Origin of the sequence: Goodfellowiella coeruleoviolacea (assembly GCF_024171785.1) — a bacterium.
Classification (GTDB): domain Bacteria; phylum Actinomycetota; class Actinomycetes; order Mycobacteriales; family Pseudonocardiaceae; genus Goodfellowiella; species Goodfellowiella coeruleoviolacea.
On the sequence record NZ_JAMTCK010000021.1, the window covers coordinates 1 to 16,468 of the forward strand.

Genomic DNA, 16,468 nt, shown 5'->3' on the forward strand with positions numbered 1-16,468 from the left:
GGCGGGCGTGCTCAAGGGCGAGGTCAAGGACGTCCTGCTGCTCGACGTCACCCCGCTGTCCCTGGGCATCGAGACCAAGGGCGGCATCATGACCAAGCTCATCGAGCGCAACACCACGATTCCGACCAAGCGCTCGGAGATCTTCACCACGGCCGACGACAACCAGCCGTCCGTGCAGATCCAGGTGTTCCAGGGTGAGCGCGAGATCGCCGCGCACAACAAGCGGCTCGGCATGTTCGAGCTGACCGGCATCGCGCCGGCGCCGCGCGGCGTGCCGCAGATCGAGGTCACCTTCGACATCGACGCCAACGGCATCGTGCACGTGTCCGCCAAGGACCTGGGCACCGGCAAGGAGCAGTCGATGACCATCACGGGTGGGTCCGCCCTGCCCAAGGAGGACATCGAGCGGATGGTCCGGGACGCCGAGGCGCACGCCGAGGAGGACAAGCGCCGCCGCGAGGAGGCCGAGGTCCGCAACCAGGCCGAGTCGCTGGTCTACCAGACCGAGAAGGTCATCAAGGACAACGACGACAAGCTGCCCGAGGACGTCAAGACCAAGGTCAAGACCGCCATCGACGAGGCGAACGAGGCGCTCAAGGGCAGCGACATCGCGGCCATCCGCGCGGCCGTGGAGAAGCTGGCCACCGAGTCGCAGGCGGTGGGCCAGGCCCTCTACGCCAACGCGGGCGCGAACGCCGCCTCGGGTGACGGGCAGGCCGCCGGTGCTGGCGCGTCCGGTGCCGCCGGCGCGGGCTCGGCCAACGCCAAGGCCGACGACGTGGTGGACGCCGAGATCGTTGACGAGGACGAGAAGAAGTGACTCAGGAAGCACGGGAGTCAGCGACGCAAGCGGCCCAGCCGGGCGAGCACGGGAACGGAGAGGAGCAGCCGCGCGTGGTTGTCCGAGACCGACGCCGTATCGACCCGGAGACCGGTGAAGTACGCAAGGTCCAGGAGGAGGTGGCCGCGGACACGGGCACCCAGGGCGGTGGCCGGCACGCCGCCGCCGAGCCGGCCGACGCGCCCAACGGCCAGCCGGCCGACGTCGCCGACGCCGGTGCTCCGGCGGACGAGGCCCCCTCGGGCGCGCACACCGCGGCCGAGGGTGCCGGCGGCGGTGCTGACGGTGCTGACGAGCTGCGCAAGCAGCTCAACGAGCGCACCGCCGACCTGCAGCGGCTCACCGCCGAGTACGCCAACTACCGCAAGCGGGTCGAGCGCGACCGGCAGCTGGTGATCGAGACGGCCAAGGGCCAGATCGCCGGCGAGCTGCTCGGCGTGCTCGACGACGTGGAGCGGGCCAACGCGCACGGCGACCTGACCGGCGCGTTCAAGGCGGTGGCCGACAAGCTGGTGAGCGCGCTGCAGCGGGCCGGTCTGGAACCGTTCGGGCACGAGGGCGAGGAGTTCGACCCCTCGGTGCACGAGGCCGTGCAGCACAGCACCTCGCCGGACGTGTCCGGCCCGACCGTGACCGCGGTGCTGCGCCGCGGCTACCGGTTCGGCGACCGGACGCTGCGGCCGGCGCTGGTCGCGGTGACCGACCACGAGCCGGGTGCGCCGGCGGCCGAGGCCGCGGCGCAGGCCGCGAGCGACGCCCCGGCCGACGCGGCCGAGGCACAGCAGCAGACAACCGGTTCGGCCACTGACGCGCCGGCGGGCGGCAAGCCAGCCGATGAGCAGGGCTGACCAAGCAGAAGGGAGGGGGACGTCCGGTGAGTGCTAGGGACTGGATCGAGAAGGACTTCTACCGCGAGCTGGGCGTCTCCTCCGATGCCTCGGCGGACGAGATCAAGAAGGCGTACCGCAAGCTGGCCAGGGAGTTGCACCCGGACGCCAACCCGGGCAACACCACGGCCGAGGCGCGCTTCAAGTCCATCTCCGAGGCCTACGGCGTGCTGTCCGACCCGGACAAGCGCAAGCAGTACGACGAGGCGCGGCGGCTGTTCGCCGGTGGCGGCGGGTTCGGCGGCGGCCAGTTCGGCTTCCCCGGCGGGGGCGGTGCCGGCGGCTTCGACCTGGGTGACCTGTTCACCCGGGGCGGCGGCACAGCCGGCGCCGGTGGCCTCGGCGACCTGCTCGGCGGGTTGTTCAACCGCGGGCGGGGTGGCGCGGCCTCGGCCAACCGGCCCCGGCGCGGCGAGGACGTGGAGACCGACATCCGGGTCGACTTCACCGAGGCGATCCAGGGCGCCACCGTGTCGTTGCAGCTGTCCAGCCCGGCCACCTGCGACCTGTGCCACGGCTCGGGCGCCAAGCCGGGCACCACCCCGCGGACCTGTCCCACCTGCTCCGGGTCCGGCCTGGTCACCCGCAGCCAGGGCGCGTTCGCGTTCAGCGAGCCGTGCCAGGACTGCCGGGGCACCGGCCGGCTCATCGACCAGCCGTGCCCGCAGTGCGCCGGCGAGGGGGTCAGCACCAAGACCAGGACGCTGACCGTGCGCATCCCGCCCGGGGTGGACGACGGCCAGCGCATCCGCCTGGCCGGCCAGGGCGAGCCCGGCCGCAACGGCGGCCCCACCGGTGACCTGTTCGTGCGGGTCCACGTGGCCCCGCACCCGGTGTTCGGCCGGTCCGGCAACGACCTCACCCTGACCATGCCGGTCACCTTCCCGGAGCTGGCGCTGGGCACCACGCTGAGCGTGCCGACCCTGGACGGCAAGGTCACGGTGAAGGTGCCGGCCGGCACCCCCAGTGGCCGGGTGCTGCGCGTGCCGGGCAAGGGCGTGAAGCGGCGCGACGGCCAGACCGGCGCGCTTCTGGTCACCCTCCAGGTCGCGGTTCCTGCCAGGATGGACCCGGAGGCCGAGGCGGCGCTGCGCGCGTACGCCGAGGCCAGCGCGGAGCACGACCCGCGCGCGGAGCTGAACGGCTTGCTGGACCAGGCATAGGCCACGACCGCTAGGTGAGAGCGCAGGAGGACGCCGTGACATCACCTCACTTCCCCGGTCCGGGTGGCGGCAGACGAGATGTGGCGTTCCCGCCGGGAGCCAACGAGGACACACCGGTCTTCGTCATCTCGGTGGCCGCGCAGTTGTCCGGGCTGCACGCCCAGACGCTGCGCAGCTACGACCGGCTGGGCCTGGTCTCACCGGGCCGCAGTTCGGGTGGTGGCCGGCGGTACTCCATGCGGGACATCGGGCTGCTGCGCGAGGTGCAGCGGCTGTCCCAGGAAGAGGGCGTGAACCTGGCCGGCATCAAGCGGATCATCGAACTGGAGAACCAGGTCGACGCGTTGCGCTCCCGGCTCGCCGAGCTGACCGAGGAGCTGGCCGCGGCCCACGCCGCCGCCGAGCAGGCCGCCGCCGCCGTGCACGCCTCCTACCGGCGTGACCTCGTCCCGGTCCGCCAGGAAACCGCCCTGGTGGTCTGGAAGCCCCAGCAGCAGCACCGCCGCTGAGCACCAGCGGCCGCACACCGTCCAGCCGTGCCGGTCACCCCGTCGGGCCCCCTCAACCCGCCGGAGTGACCGGCACAGCCACATCCGGCACCGGTGTCGGGCCGGCGTGCGGTGTCCGTCCGGGATGTGCGGCGGGATGCCTCACGCGGACAGCGTCCGGGGGTGGCCGGTGGCGGCGTGCGCGGCAGCGTGTGTGGCAGCGTGCGTGACGGCCGCCGCCGCGAACGCCCGCACGATCGGGTGGCACTGGCCGCTGTCGCCGGCCAGCTCCGGCTGGAACAGCGTGATCAGGTAGAACGGGTGCCCCGGCAGCTCGGCGACCCGGATCGCGCCGTCGTCGTCGTGCCCGGTGAAGCGCAGTCCGTGCGCCCGCAGCACGTCCGCGTAGGCGGCGTTCGGGCCGTACGCGCAGTGGTAGCGCTCGACCGAGCGCTGGGCGCCGAGGATCCGCTCCACCATCGACCCCGGCTCGACCAGCACCACGCCCTCGTGGCCGAGCAGCGAACAGCTCAGCGGGACCACGAGCTGCTGGGCCGCGTCCGGGGCGACCTCCGCGTGACTGGCGGTGGCGATGCCGCAGACGTGGCGCGCGTACTCCAGCAGCGCGTGCTGGAAGCCGCCGCAGGTGCCGAGCAGCGGGATGCCGCGCTCGCGCGCGGTGCGGATGGCGGACAGCGCGCCGGCCTCGCTGCGGTACGGGCTGCCAGGCAGCACCCACACCCCGTCGAAGTCCTCGACGCGGGTGTCGGCCACGTCGTCGGTGCCCACCCAGTAGGTGTCCAGCGCCAACCCGTCGCGCGTGCGCAGCGCCTCCACCAGGCCGGGAATCCGGGTGTGCGAGCGAACGTGCGGCGAGCGGTCCCCCACCAGGGCCACCCGCGCGGTGCGGGTCTGCAACATGACTCTCATGGTGGTGACGGGCGCTCGATAAGGCCAACGACTGTTCGTACTGGTTCCATTAGCGATACTGATCGGGTGGACCCGCACCTGCTCCGGACGTTCGTGGCCGTGGCCAGGTCCGCGTCCTTCTCCACGGCCGCCCGCGAGCTGGGGTACACCCAGTCCGCGGTGTCCCAGCAGATCGCCGCGCTGGAGGCCGACCTCGGTGTGCCACTGCTGCGCCGCCGGCCGGTCACGCCCACCGACGCCGGGCAGCGCCTGCTGGAGCACGCCACGCCGATCCTGCTGCGGCTGGACGCGGCCCGCGCCGACATCCGCCGGGTCTCCGGCGCGCCCCCGGCCCACCTGCGCGCGGGCGCCTCGCCGCTGGCGGACACCGGTGGCCTCACCGAGGCGCTGGTGGCGGTGCGGCGGGCGATGCCCCGCGTGTCCGCCGGGCTGTCGGTGCTCGGCCGCGACGCGGTGGTCACCGGCGTGGCCCGGGGTGAACTGGACGTCGGGCTGGTCGACGGGGTGACCGCGCCGAGCGACCCGCTGCGGCTGGTCGAGGTGGGCACGCTGAGCACCGCCGTGGTCAGCACGGGCCCGCTCGTGGTCGCGCTGCCGGCCAGCCACCCGCTGGCCAGCCGCACCGCGCTGCGCCTTGGCGACCTCGCGGACGCCGGGTGGATCGACGCGCCGGACGCCGCCATCCCGCTCGGCCAGCTCCGGGCGGTGGCCCGCGGCGACGGCTTCCGCGCCGGCTTCCGCTACGACGGCGCGGAGCGGTCCGTGCTGCTGGCCCTGGTGGCCGCCGGTGCCGGGCTGGCCCTGCTGCCCGGGTCGGTGGTGCGGGACCGGCCGGACCTGGCCGCGGTGCCGCTCGCCGCCCCGGCGCTGACCCACCGCACCGAGCTGGTGCACGGCAGCCTGACCGAGCCCGCCGCCGCCCTCACCGCGCTGCTCTCCACCGCCGGCCGGCGAACTGGCCCCGGCACCACCACGGCGTGAACCACGCCGCGCATCGCATTCCCGGCAACCGGTCGCCGGCTGTGGAAAGGCACTGGCCGGGTCGAAACGCACCGACCGACGCCGAAACGCACTGACCGCCTGTCCGTCCACCCGGTCACGGGCGACCGCCAATAGCGGTCATTGGTCCACAAGCCAGTCACCCGTTCGTGTTGTCCGGACCGGTGGACGCGCAGGTGCGGACACCCGCGGATGTTCCTCGGTCACGTGCTGTTGGTGTTTTTGTCAGACCCCGGGGTTATCGTCGGTGGTGTTGGCAATTCGGACCGAGCGAGGAGCGCACATGGACCAGGTCGGTGATGTTTTAGCCGGTTTCGCCGCCGCGTTTACCGGCGAGTCCGCCGGTGCCGGTGAGATCGTGCATCCGGAACGGCTCGATCGGGCCCGGCTCGATTACTCCACCGCCAGTGTTCGGGTGGTTGACGAGTACCTCGCCCACCTGCACGACAACCCTCCGGACTCAGATGAGCAGAAATGGGCCCGCACCGTCCTGGGCACCGGCGCCTACCTCAGTGAGGTCATCCGCCGGGATGCCGCCAGGGCGCGCGCCCGCACATTTGACGACGCCGCGGTCGAATACCCGGGGCCGGCCGTGCGGGCGAACCGGAACCTGGCCGCCTGAGCAGGCGGGTGCTGGCCGCGCCGGGTCGGCCAGGTGCACCGGAGCACGGCCGAGGTGGACCAGGCGGGATCGGGCGTGCCCAGCGGGAATGATGCGCCGGGCGATTTCCGAAGGCACAGGGTAAATCCGCTCGGGAGACAACAGCCGCTTCGCTTTCTTCGCCTGACCGGTGTGCACCAGATCCGCGATCCGGTGCACGCGCGGGATGATGTCGGTCAGGCCGATCACCCATTCCTGTGTGAAAGCGCGAATCAGCGCCCGGCCGATCCCCGCATGGTTGCGGTGGTGGTTGAGCGGGGTGTCGCGCACCGGGCGCTCCGGGTCCCGCTGAACGTGCACGGCCGCCCTGGCCGGCGCGTCGTGATCGGCTGTGGTGAGCACCGCCCGGGAAAGCGCCGTTGCCCAGCCGCGCCGGGTAATCCGCACCGCCGGGACCCGTTCCTGCCCGGATTTCCCCGCCCAATTGCCGCGGTGCGTCAGCCAGCGGAACGACGGCTTGATCCAGGTCGTCCGGTTGAGGCGAGAACGGCGGCACAAAGCGGTTGGCGCGCGGTGCCGGCTCGGCCCCACCGGCGGATACGCCTGGTAGACGACAACGGATTCGGTGTCGTGGTCGACCCGGATCTGGTGCTGGGACGACGTGGTTCGCCCCGGCCAGTGCCCCATCCCGGACAGCGAACCGTTTTTCGCCCGCGTGGCCGCGGGAAACACCCGGTGGACGGCTTCCGCAACCGCCCGATTGGGCGTATAGGCCGTTACTCCGAATGTTGGCATGCTTGTCCCCAGCGCATCCGGACCCGACTCCCGAGGTGAGGCGTGATGGGCAAGCACGACGACGACAAGGACGGCCACCGGCCCGACCCCGACCCGTCCAAGTGGGTGGACACCTACGCGGAGGGCGTTGAGCAGCCGAAGAAGGAGGAGTCCAACTAGGACGTGTCCGACTAGGACGTACCCGACTAGGACGTGCCCAGCCAAGACGTGCCCAGCCAAGACGTGGCGGCCACCGACTGGTCCGGCGAGTTCGCCTCGGCCGCGCGGGCCGCGTTCGTGCCCGAGGTGATCTGGGTCGGCGGCGACCACGGCTACGTGTCCCTGTGCCGGGCGACCGAGCCCGAGGCGTGGCTGGCGCGGGTGGCCGCGGACGAGCCGGTGGTCACCCAGGTCGATGACGGCAGGACACCGCCGGGACAGCTCGGCCGGTTCGCGTCGAGTTCGTGCAGCCAGCCGTCGCTCGTGGCGGACATGCTCGTGGCCGCCGACATCCGCCCGGGTGTGCGCGTGCTGGAGATCGGCACCGGGACCGGCTGGAACTGCGCGTTGCTGTGCGCGCGGGTGGGGTCGGAGCGGGTGGTGTCCGTCGAGATCGACGCCGCGCTCGCCGCGGTGGCCCGGCGCTCGCTGCGCCGCCTCGGTTACGCCCCGACCGTGGTGGTGGGCGATGGCGCACTCGGCCATCCACCGGCCGCGCCCTACGACCGGGTGCTGGCCACCTGCTCGGTGGGTGTGGTGCCGCACGCCTGGGTCGAGCAGACCCGGCCGGGCGGCGTGGTGGTCACCCCGTGGGGCACCGACTTCTGCAACGGCGCGCTGGCCAGGCTGGTGGTTGACGCGCACCACCGGGCCGTCGGCCGGTTCGGCGGTGACCTGGCGTTCATGCGGTTGCGCGCGCAGCGCCGACCGGCGTGCCGGCTGCCCTCGGTCGACGTGTCCGGTGCCGCGGCCGGCACCACCGCCCTGACCTGTCAGGAGATCTACCAGGTGGTGACGTTCCGGGGGTCGTTCGCCATCGGGCTGCGCGTGCCGCGGTGCCGGTACTGGGTCGAGGACGACCCGGACAACGAGTACCGGCACACGGTCTGGCTGCACGACGCGCGGTCCCGCTCCTGGGCCCGGCTGCTGGTGGCACCGGGCGAGCCGCACCACCGGCTGGTCCACCAACACGGGCCACGCCGACTGTGGACCGAGGTGGAGGCCGCGCACCGGTGGTGGGTGGCGGCCGGACGCCCCGACCCGACCCGGTTCGGCCTGACCGTGACCAGCACCGGCCAGGTGGTGTGGCTGGACGACCCCGACCACCCGGTGCCACCGCTTTCCTGAGCCGCCGCCGTCCTGATCGGCTCCTGGCCGGCGCCCTGGGCACGGTGCCGGCGGCGTGGCTGGTGGGCGCGCTCTGCGTGCTCGCCCACGGCCTGCTGCCCCGGGCCTGCATGGCGATCTCCTGGACCGTCTGGTTCGCCACGGTCGCCCTGGGCCAGATCGCCGGCCCGCTGTACGGGGTGTGGGGCGGCACCCCGTTCGAACCGTTCCACCACATCCCGAACACCGTGACCGGGCACCCGTTCGACCCGGTGCCGCCCCTGGTCCTGACCACACTGTCCGCCCTGCTCAGCGCCGGCGGCCTGCTCGCCCTCAGCCGCCGCGACATCGGCTGACCACCCCGGTTTCGCCGCTGCCGGTGCGGTCAGGCTGACCACGGTCGCCTCGCGGTCACCGGCGGCGGCACCATGTGGCTGTGCCGCCGTTCGCCCGGCTCGATCCGGCACTCCGGTGGCGGCCGGTGCGCGAAACTGGGCGCGTCGGGCCGGTCGGGCTCGGACAGCGCGAACACCCGGCGCAGCACCTGGCCCGGCTCGGCGTTGCAGTACGACCAGACCACGAGCAACGGCCAGAACACGTCGGCGATAGCGGAAGGCCGGTTCGACCGCTGATCGTGCCCGGAGAAGCCGGCCGGCGGTAGCAACGCACTGCCGCCCGGCAGTGGTATCCACTGTGGACAGTCCGCCCGGATTGGACCTCGGTGATCGTTGTTGACGTAGCGGGTCGGGGGACGGCGGCGATCGGAGTGGATGACGAACGGGCTGGTTATCCGCCCGTCGAGGTGCTGACTGTCAGCCGGGGTCAGGCGGTGGTGGGGGGTTGGAGGCGCTGGGCCAGGCGGGAGAAGCTGTCCTTGCCCTGGCCGGCGTCGATGGCCTGCTGGGCGATGGCCCTGGCCGCGCTGAGCACGGTGGTGTCGATGCCGCGCGCCTCGGCCGCGTGGATCACGTGGGCCATGCCGGCCGCCGCCGACTGGATGTTGGAGGTGTGGCCCGGGTACTCACCGGCGCTGAGCTGTTCGGCGAAGGTGGCGACCGTGGTGGTCAGCAGGCCGGCGATGCCCTGGGCGAACGGGACGAGGTCGGCCGCTGCGATGCCTTCGGCACCGGCCAGGGCGAAGCCGTGCACGATGCCGCTCACCGCCGTCCAGTACATGTCGATCAGGGCCACGTCGTGCGCCGCGGCCCGGCCGGGGTCGGCGCCGAGGTGGGTGGCCGTCCCACCGAGGCTGGCCAGGGTGGCGCGGTGGGCCTGGTAGGTGGCTTCGGGTCCGCTGTAGAGCAGCACCGCGTTGGGGCCGCCGATGGTGAAGGCCGGCGTCAGGATGGTGCCGTCGAGGTAGTCGACACCGCGCTCGGCGGCCCACGCGGCCAGTTCGCGGGCGCGGTCCGGGGAGTCCGCGGTGAGGTTCACCAGGGTGCGGCCGGTCAGGGTGTCGCCGGCGGCGTCGACGATCGCGCGCACCGCGGTGTAGTCGATCACGCACACGATCACCAGGGGGCTGGCCGCCACGGCGTCGGCCACCGTGGCCGCGCGGGTGGCGCCCTTGGCGACCAGGGCGTCCGCCTTGTCGGCCGAGCGGTTCCACACCGTGGTGGGGTGGCCGCTGGCCAGGAACGCGCCGGCCAGCGCCTGGCCCATCGGGCCGAGGCCGAGCACGGTCACGGGAGCAGGAGCGGAAGCGGGAGCGGAAGCGGGAGCAGCGCTGGTCTGATCAGGCAGGTTGGTCGGTTCGTTCGTCACGACCGCGAAGCTAAACCCTCACGTTGGCGTTAAGGTCAAGTCGGAACACGTCCACCGAGGTCAGGGGATCAGGATGCGGATCGGTGAGCTGGCGCGGCGGACCGGGATCAGTGAGCGGGCGCTGCGCTACTACGAGGAGCAGGGGTTGTTGCGCCCGGCGCGCCGCCCCAGCGGGTACCGCGACTACGACGAGGGCGCCGTGGACACCGTGCGCGACATCCGCACCCTGCTCGCCGCCGGCCTGCCCACCGCGCTCATCGCCGAGCTGCTGCCGTGCATGGTCAACGGCACCGCGGGGCTGGCGCCGGGCTGCCCGGAACTGGTGCCTTACCTGGAGAAGGAGCGCGACCGGATCAGCGCCGCCATCGACGACCTGGCGCGGACCCGCTCGCTGCTGAACGCGATCATCGCCGCCACCCCGCCCGAGAACCCCAACCCCCCGGTCTGCGACCGCGAGCCGGCGGTGGAACTGGCCACGCGCTGAGCGAATTCCCCGGCCGCCACCGGAACGAACACCCGCACCGCCAACCGCGTCGATCGACACCGGGACCGGTCCGCCGGCACCCCGCCATTCTTGTCGTCACCCCGCACAACGACCACGGGTCAACCGACCCGGCGTGGTGGAGGACGACATGAATGCCCCGGACCGCAATTCCCTCCCGCACCGCGGCAGTTGGCCGGCGGACAGCCTGCTCGCCCAGCTCCGACCGGCCACCAGAACGGCCCTGCTCGGCATCGGCACGCAGACGACCCACCGGGCCAAGCACCTGCTCATGCACCAGGCCGATCCGGCCGAGTCCGCCGTGCTGCTGCTGTCCGGCGTGGTGAAGGTGTGGACGAACACCTCGCTGCTGGACTTCCGGGGCGGCGGCGACCTGGTCGGCGAGCTGGGCGTGATCAACCACAAGCCCAGGTCGGCCTCGGTGGTGGCGTGCACGGCCATCACGGTCAGGCAGATCCCGGCCGCCGAACTCACCGCCTTCCTGACCGCCTGGCCGGACGCCATGTCCTGTTTGCTCGCCGTCACCTGCGAGCGGTTCCGCCGGGCCAACGAGCGCCGGGTTGACCTCGCCACGCTGCGGGCGCCGGCGCGGGTCGGCCAGGTGCTGCTGGAGATCACCGAGCGCTACGGGTGGCTCGATGGCGAGGCCTGGCAGCTGGGTGTGCCGCTCACCCAGGCCGAGATCGCCTCGGCCGCGGGGGTTTCCCTGGCCACCGTGGAAAAAACAATGAACAGGTTTCGCCGGGACGGCGTGCTGCGCTGCGCGCACGGGAACACGTTGTTGGTCGATCTGGACCGGCTGCGCGCACCCGTCCACACGAATTGAGCGGATTCCCGTACTGATACGGAATCCCGCCGCCGGGCTGCTGCCACAGTTGCCCCACTTCTTGTTGCGCGACTTCATGTCCACCCCCAGGAGGAATCGTTGACACCGGAGAAGTGCGCCCACCGCCGGAGTGGGTTCCTCGCGGTCGACGTGCAGGGTTACGGCCGGGTCGATGACCAGCGGCAGGTCGAGTTCCAGCGCACCCTGGTCAACGCGCTCGACCAGGCCGGGGCAGCCGCCGGGCTGGACCGCGCCGTGTGGACCAGGACCGGCCGGGGCGACGAGGAGTTCGCCCTGCTCGCCGATCCGGAGTGCGAGCCCCGCGTGCTGGACGACTTCGTGCGCGAGCTGGACGCCCTGCTGCGCTGCTACAACCGGGACCGGCTGCCCGAGGCGAGACTGCGTCTGCGCGTGGCCATCCACCACGGCGTCACCAGTCCGGGCCCCAACGGGTTGGCCGGTCGGGGCGTGGTCGTGGTGCACCGGCTGCTCAACGCCGAGCCGCTGCGCGCGGCCCTGGCCGCGGCCGAACACGCGAACCTCGCGGTGCTGGTGTCCCGCCCGGTGTTCGAGGACACCGTCGCCCAGGGCTACACCTCGCTGGACCCACGGGACTTCCGTCGGATCGCCGTGCGCGTCAAGGAGTTCCACGACGACGCCTGGTTGCGGGTGCCCGGCACCGACGTGCACGCGCTCAACCTCGACCCGGTCGCCACCACCCGGGCCGGCTCGGTCAACCAGGGCACGCGCGCCGAGGGCCACTCCTCGGTCACCCAGGCCGGCCGGGACGTGGTGATCAACCCGGGGCAGGACCGCCGCCCGGCCCCGACCCACCAGGTGAACAACCACCTCACGGCCAGGACCATCAACGCGCGCGGCGCCAACTTCGGCCTGCTGCTCCAGCCTGGGGAGAACCGGGATGGCCAGGCCCAGTGAGGACGCGGACCAGGCCGTCCTGACCCCGCCGGAGCCGGAGCGCGACCCCGAGCCGGACCCACCCGCCGCCGAGTCCACAGTGGACGCGGGCGCCGAATCGCCGCCGCACAGCCAGTTCACCTACCACTTCAACGGTGACGTGCACGCGTTCGGCGCCAACTTCGGGGTGTCCGGGGTGGCGCCGATCCGCCGGGTGACCGGGCGGATCAGCGGCGCCGAGGTCACCGAGGCGCTGCGCCACTGGGTGGCGCCGGCGGAGTTCGCCAGGGCCGAGGCCGTGCTGCGCGAGCACCGCGTTGTGGTGCTGGTCAGCCCGGACAGCAGCGGTAAGCGGACCGCGGCGCTGGCCCTGCTGCACCGGATCGCGCCGGACGCGGAGCCGATCCGCAGCCTGGTGCCGACCGACTCCTACGCCCGGCTGGTCAGCCGCGGGTTCCGGGACAACCAGCGGTACCTGGTGCACGACCGGGTGGTGAGCGAGGATCCCCTGGCGCTGCAACGCTTCGACGCCGAGCGGCTGATCGCCAAGCTCGCCGAGGCCAACGCGCACCTGGTGATCACCACCGCGGCGGCGCCGGTGGAACGCCGATACTTCGAGCACCTGGTGGTGGACTGGCGGCCACCCGACCGGATGCGGCTGTTCCGCGCGGTCTTCGGCAACGCGCCGCTGCCCGCCGGCCTGGACGGTGACCTGCTGGCCGCCCGGGTGGCGCAGCTGCCGCCGGGCCGGGTGGTCGCGCTCGCGGAACAGCTGGCCGAGCAGCCGGACACCGCACTGGACGTGCTGCGGGACTCGGCGCGCGGCAAGGTCGTCGAGTGGTTCGACGCCGGCCCCACCCGGCGCGACGTGCTGACCGTCGCGGCCCTGGCCGTGGTCTACGGCCTGTCGGAACAGCTCTTCGAGCAGCTGCTGGCCGACCTGCTGGACCAGGCGGGACTGTCCGAGCCGTCCGGACAGGGCGGGCTGTCCGGAGTGAGCGGGCTGGGCGGGACGGGTGGTGAGGCCGAGCAACCGGACCAGCGGCCAGCGCCCGACCAGGCGTTCCCCCAGCGCCGGGCCGAGTGGAGCAGCCGCCACCCGCTGATCACCACCACCAGGGCCGACCCGCGCGGCACCGGCCGACCCCGGGGCGGGCGCCGGGTGGTGTTCCGGGCCGAGGACTACCGCGAGTGGGTCATCGCGGAACTGGTCGAGCGCTACGACCACGAGCTGTGGACGCCGCTGCGCGCGTGGATGCGCCGAGTGGCCCGGTCCGGTCCGCCGGAGGCGCGGGTGCAGCTGGCGTTCGCGGTGGCCCTGCTGTCCCGCGACTCGGTCAGCGAGGTCGAGGAGTCCCTGCTGGCCGAGTGGTCCGACGGCGGCCCCGCCGAGCGGCTGACCGCGAGCTGCGTGCTGTCCATGATGTGCGTGGACGACTCGCTGGCACCGGACGCGCTGCGCATCGCGCTGGACTGGGCGACCGGCGCGGACCAGGCCGACCAGGCGGACCGGCAGCGCGCCGTCACCGCGGCGGGCGCGCTGGGTGGCGCGCTGGGCATCCGCTACCCGGCCGAGGCGCTGAGCTGGCTGTGGTTGCTCGCCATGCGGGACAGCCCCGTGCGGGACACCGCGTGCGCGTCGATCGCCGCGCTGATCGGCGAGACCGCCGGGGACGCCGAGGCCAGCCGGTTCGCGCTCGGCCTGACCACCGCCGAGCTGCGCGACCGGCTGCGCGGCAACGCGCGGGGCGCGGAGGCCGAGGCCGCGCTCGACGTGGTGACCACGCTGCTGTCCTCGGTGCGGGCGGACACCGGTGAGCCCGTGGTGTCGGTGCTGCTGCGGGAACAACCGGACAACACCGACGCGCTCGGTGCGCTGTGGGCCGAGGTGCTGCGCAGTGCCGCGCACAGCGAGCCGGCCGTCACCGCGCTGCGGCAGGCCCTTGAGGGGCTGGGCCAGGACGACACCGCGCGCCAGGCCGCGCACCGACTGGGCGCGGCGGTCCGCAGTGGACTGTCCGATTCGGACCGAGTGCTGCTCACCCAGGACCTGGCCGAGGTGCTGCGCGCCGGCCCGAGGCAGGCCGGGCTGCCGCACGCGCTGCTGTCGGCGCTGCTCGCCGACCAGCCGACCGCCGCGACCGCGCCAGGCCCGGCGACCACCGAGGACACCGCGACCGCGGGCAGTGGTCAGGACCAGACCTACCCGGTGGTCGAGGAGCGGCGGCTGGCCCCGGTGCGGCGGCGCTGGTGGCGGTTCTTCCGCCGCCGCCGCGACACCGCCGAGCTGCCGGAGCGCCGCCCCGGCACGGTGCACGTGTTCGAAGTGGACGGTGAGTACGCCACCTGCGGCGACCGCGGCCACCCGCGCGGCCACCACCGGGTCGTGGTCAGGGCCGTGTCGGTGAGCGTGGTCGACGTCCGGGAGCGGACCGTGGTGGCCCGGCTGACCGTGCCGTCGGCCAACGCCGCGGCCGCGTTCCAGATCGAGGCGGTGTTCCGCTGCCAGGTGACCGCGCCGGAGGAGGTGGCCGGCACCGGCCTGACCGACCTCGCGCCGCTGTTGACCGACCACCTGGCCCAGGACACCCTGCTGCCGAACCTGGGCACCGGCCTGCCGGTCAGCGCGGTCAACCAGCTGTGGCCGCGCGCCGACGCCAGGATCAGGGCCTACTGCGTGGTGGACCCGCCGAGCGTGCCGGGCATGACCGTGGCGCTGCAACGGGTGGACGTGCTCGTGGCGCGCGAGTCGCGCGGGGCCGCCCAGGGCAGGGCGTGGCAGCCGGGCCCTGCCGCGTTCGGCCACGACGGTGACGAACTGGTCGACCTGTTCGGCCGCACCTCGGACGCGGTCAGCACCACCTCCACAACCAGGCCGGTGGCCCCGGCTGGCCCGGCCGGTGCCGAGCCCCACCAGCACCAGCAGCGTGCCCACGGTCCCCGCGTGTTCGACGAGGATGAGCTGAATTGACTGACACCACGACGCGAACCGCCGCACCGGCAGCCTGGCCGGGGCAGCTGGCCGAGCTGGTGCGGCTGCCCTGGCCGCGCGGGGACACCGGCCGCCGCCTGCGCGTGCTGACCGGGGTGGACGAGGACATCCTGGCTGACCTGCGCACGGAACGCGCCCGCTACACCGCGATGGGCGGGGTGCTGCTCGGCACCGCCACCATCGCCGGGTTCTCCATGTGGCTGGCCCTGGCCGAGGTGCTCGGCGAGGTCCACTGGTCCGCCGTGGTCCTGGCGGCGGGCTGGGCGCTGTTCGTGCTGACCCTGGACCGCTGGCTGGTGGCCAGCGCGTGCGGGGTGCACTGGCACCGGCGGCTGGCCGCGCTGCTGCCCCGGTTGCTGATCGCGTGCTTCTTCGGCCTGGTCATCGCCGAGCCCCTGGTGCTGCGGATCTTCGCGACCGCGGTGGAGGAACAGGTCAGGGACGACCGCGAGCAGGAACTGGCCGCGCTGCGCGGCCGGCTGGTGACCTGCAATCCCGTGCCGGACAAGGACTCCTCGGCCGCGGCGGGGGCGCGCCCGCCGGACTGCGCGGCCGAGCACGTGTTCTCCTTCCAGACCAACCCCGGCGCGCTGGCCGCCGAACTGGCCGCGCTGCGCCTGGACGCGGACACGCTGCGGTCCAGTGTGGACGAGGACACCCGGCGGCTCAACGAACTCAACGAGGTGGCCCGCGACGAGTGCACCGGGGTCAGCGGACCGGGCCTGAGCGGGGTGGCCGGCGCGGGCACGGACTGCCGCCGCCAGCGCCGACTGGCCGACGAGTACGCCGCCACCCACCCCATCCAGGAGAACGCGGCCAAGCTGGCCGCGCTCACCGCGCGCGTCAGCGACCTGGAGGGCAGGGTGAGCACGGCCAGGGGTGACTACGAGCGGGAACGCGACACCAAGATCACCCAGCGGGTCGACGAGCGGCGCGCCAACCAGGGCGCGATCGGTCTGCTGGAGCGGTTCCGCGCACTCGACGCCCTGACCGGGCACGACGAGTTCCTGCGCACCGCCGTGCTGGTGGTGCGGGGGTTCTTCATCCTCATCGACTGCCTGCCCGTGCTCGTCAAGCTGTTCGGCGGCACCACCAGCTACGACCGCGCGGTGGACCTGCGGCTGTCCGCCTCGCTGGCGTCCTTCGCCAAGGGTGAGCAGGCCAGGTCGGCCGCGCAGAGCAGCGCGCGCGTGGCCAGGGAGAAGCGCGCCGCGACCAGGGCGCGGCAGGAGGACGCCGAGATCGAGCTGGATGAGCGCGAGCGCGCCGCCGCCGTCGAAGTGGCCAAGCAGGGGCGGGTGAACGAGCTGTACGAGCGGTTCCTCCACCCGCGCCACCGCACCGCTTCCGATGACGGCCCGGCCGACGGCGACGCCAGCGGGCCCGATGCCAGCGGTCCCCGACCAGACGACGCGGACGGCCCCCACGGGAACGGGCAGCCGCCGCGGTGAACGACCAGG

Annotated in this window: 16 protein-coding genes; 12 read left to right on the plus strand and 4 right to left on the minus strand. The window is 73.3% G+C overall.

Features of this window, described 5'->3' with window-relative positions; genetic code table 11:
• From LX83_RS33885 to LX83_RS33900, 4 genes are all read left to right on the plus strand, one after another.
• Positions 1–820, plus strand: an 820-nt coding sequence (locus tag LX83_RS33885) for an Hsp70 family protein (protein ID WP_253779111.1), incomplete at its 5' end; no start/stop codon positions are given.
• Between the two features lie 74 nt (positions 821–894).
• Positions 895–1,689 (plus strand): nucleotide exchange factor GrpE, encoded by a 795-nt coding sequence (gene grpE / locus LX83_RS33890; RefSeq protein ID WP_253779114.1) that lies wholly within the window; start codon positions 895–897, stop codon positions 1,687–1,689.
• 26 nt (positions 1,690–1,715) lie between these two features.
• The gene (dnaJ, locus tag LX83_RS33895; RefSeq protein ID WP_253779116.1) at positions 1,716–2,891 is read left to right on the plus strand and encodes a molecular chaperone DnaJ; all 1,176 of its coding nucleotides are present in this window, start codon (positions 1,716–1,718) and stop codon (positions 2,889–2,891) included.
• A 35-nt stretch (positions 2,892–2,926) separates the two neighbouring features.
• Positions 2,927–3,400, plus strand: coding sequence for a heat shock protein transcriptional repressor HspR (locus tag LX83_RS33900; protein WP_308204105.1), 474 nt, complete (start codon positions 2,927–2,929; stop codon positions 3,398–3,400).
• 141 nt (positions 3,401–3,541) lie between these two features.
• Here the strand turns inward: LX83_RS33900 and LX83_RS33905 are convergent, their stop codons facing one another.
• Complete coding sequence (locus LX83_RS33905; protein WP_253779119.1) at positions 3,542–4,300, minus strand: CTP synthase C-terminal region-related (seleno)protein; 759 nt, start codon at positions 4,298–4,300, stop codon at positions 3,542–3,544.
• Positions 4,301–4,375: 75 nt separating this feature from the next.
• On the opposite strand from LX83_RS33905, the gene LX83_RS33910 reads away from it, so the two are divergent.
• Entirely contained in the window at positions 4,376–5,290 is a 915-nt protein-coding gene (locus tag LX83_RS33910; RefSeq protein WP_253779122.1) for a LysR family transcriptional regulator, read from the plus strand.
• A gap of 478 nt (positions 5,291–5,768) precedes the next feature.
• On the opposite strand, the gene LX83_RS33915 is transcribed toward LX83_RS33910, so the two are convergent.
• Positions 5,769–6,704, minus strand: coding sequence for a DUF4291 family protein (locus LX83_RS33915; protein ID WP_253779125.1), 936 nt, complete (start codon positions 6,702–6,704; stop codon positions 5,769–5,771).
• Positions 6,705–6,896: 192 nt separating this feature from the next.
• Between LX83_RS33915 and LX83_RS33920 the strand changes: the two genes are divergently transcribed.
• Together LX83_RS33920 and LX83_RS33925 are read left to right on the plus strand one after the other, a co-directional pair.
• The gene (locus LX83_RS33920) at positions 6,897–8,030 is read left to right on the plus strand and encodes a methyltransferase domain-containing protein (RefSeq protein WP_253779128.1); all 1,134 of its coding nucleotides are present in this window, start codon (positions 6,897–6,899) and stop codon (positions 8,028–8,030) included.
• Between the two features lie 44 nt (positions 8,031–8,074).
• Complete coding sequence (locus tag LX83_RS33925) at positions 8,075–8,365, plus strand: hypothetical protein (protein WP_253779131.1); 291 nt, start codon at positions 8,075–8,077, stop codon at positions 8,363–8,365.
• Positions 8,366–8,394: 29 nt separating this feature from the next.
• Here LX83_RS33925 and LX83_RS33930 read toward each other — a convergent pair whose 3' ends face one another.
• Together LX83_RS33930 and LX83_RS33935 are read right to left on the minus strand one after the other, a co-directional pair.
• On the minus strand, positions 8,395–8,607 hold the full coding sequence (locus LX83_RS33930; protein WP_253779133.1) for a hypothetical protein: 213 nt from the start codon (positions 8,605–8,607) through the stop codon (positions 8,395–8,397).
• A 224-nt stretch (positions 8,608–8,831) separates the two neighbouring features.
• Positions 8,832–9,773, minus strand: coding sequence for an NAD(P)-dependent oxidoreductase (locus LX83_RS33935; protein WP_253779136.1), 942 nt, complete (start codon positions 9,771–9,773; stop codon positions 8,832–8,834).
• Between the two features lie 73 nt (positions 9,774–9,846).
• Between LX83_RS33935 and LX83_RS33940 the strand changes: the two genes are divergently transcribed.
• From LX83_RS33940 to LX83_RS33960, 5 genes are all read left to right on the plus strand, one after another.
• Positions 9,847–10,257 carry a MerR family transcriptional regulator gene (locus LX83_RS33940; RefSeq protein WP_253779139.1) on the plus strand — a complete coding sequence of 137 codons (411 nt, stop codon included), beginning with the start codon at positions 9,847–9,849 and terminating at the stop codon, positions 10,255–10,257.
• 148 nt (positions 10,258–10,405) lie between these two features.
• The gene (locus LX83_RS33945; protein WP_253779141.1) at positions 10,406–11,101 is read left to right on the plus strand and encodes a Crp/Fnr family transcriptional regulator; all 696 of its coding nucleotides are present in this window, start codon (positions 10,406–10,408) and stop codon (positions 11,099–11,101) included.
• 99 nt (positions 11,102–11,200) lie between these two features.
• Positions 11,201–12,037 (plus strand): hypothetical protein, encoded by an 837-nt coding sequence (locus LX83_RS33950; RefSeq protein ID WP_253779144.1) that lies wholly within the window; start codon positions 11,201–11,203, stop codon positions 12,035–12,037.
• Positions 12,021–14,987 (plus strand): hypothetical protein, encoded by a 2,967-nt coding sequence (locus LX83_RS33955; RefSeq protein WP_253779146.1) that lies wholly within the window; start codon positions 12,021–12,023, stop codon positions 14,985–14,987. Before LX83_RS33950 ends, LX83_RS33955 begins: the two co-directional genes overlap by 17 nt.
• The gene (locus LX83_RS33960) at positions 14,984–16,459 is read left to right on the plus strand and encodes a DUF4407 domain-containing protein (RefSeq protein WP_253779149.1); all 1,476 of its coding nucleotides are present in this window, start codon (positions 14,984–14,986) and stop codon (positions 16,457–16,459) included. Before LX83_RS33955 ends, LX83_RS33960 begins: the two co-directional genes overlap by 4 nt.
• The last annotated feature ends 9 nt before the right edge of the window (positions 16,460–16,468 follow it).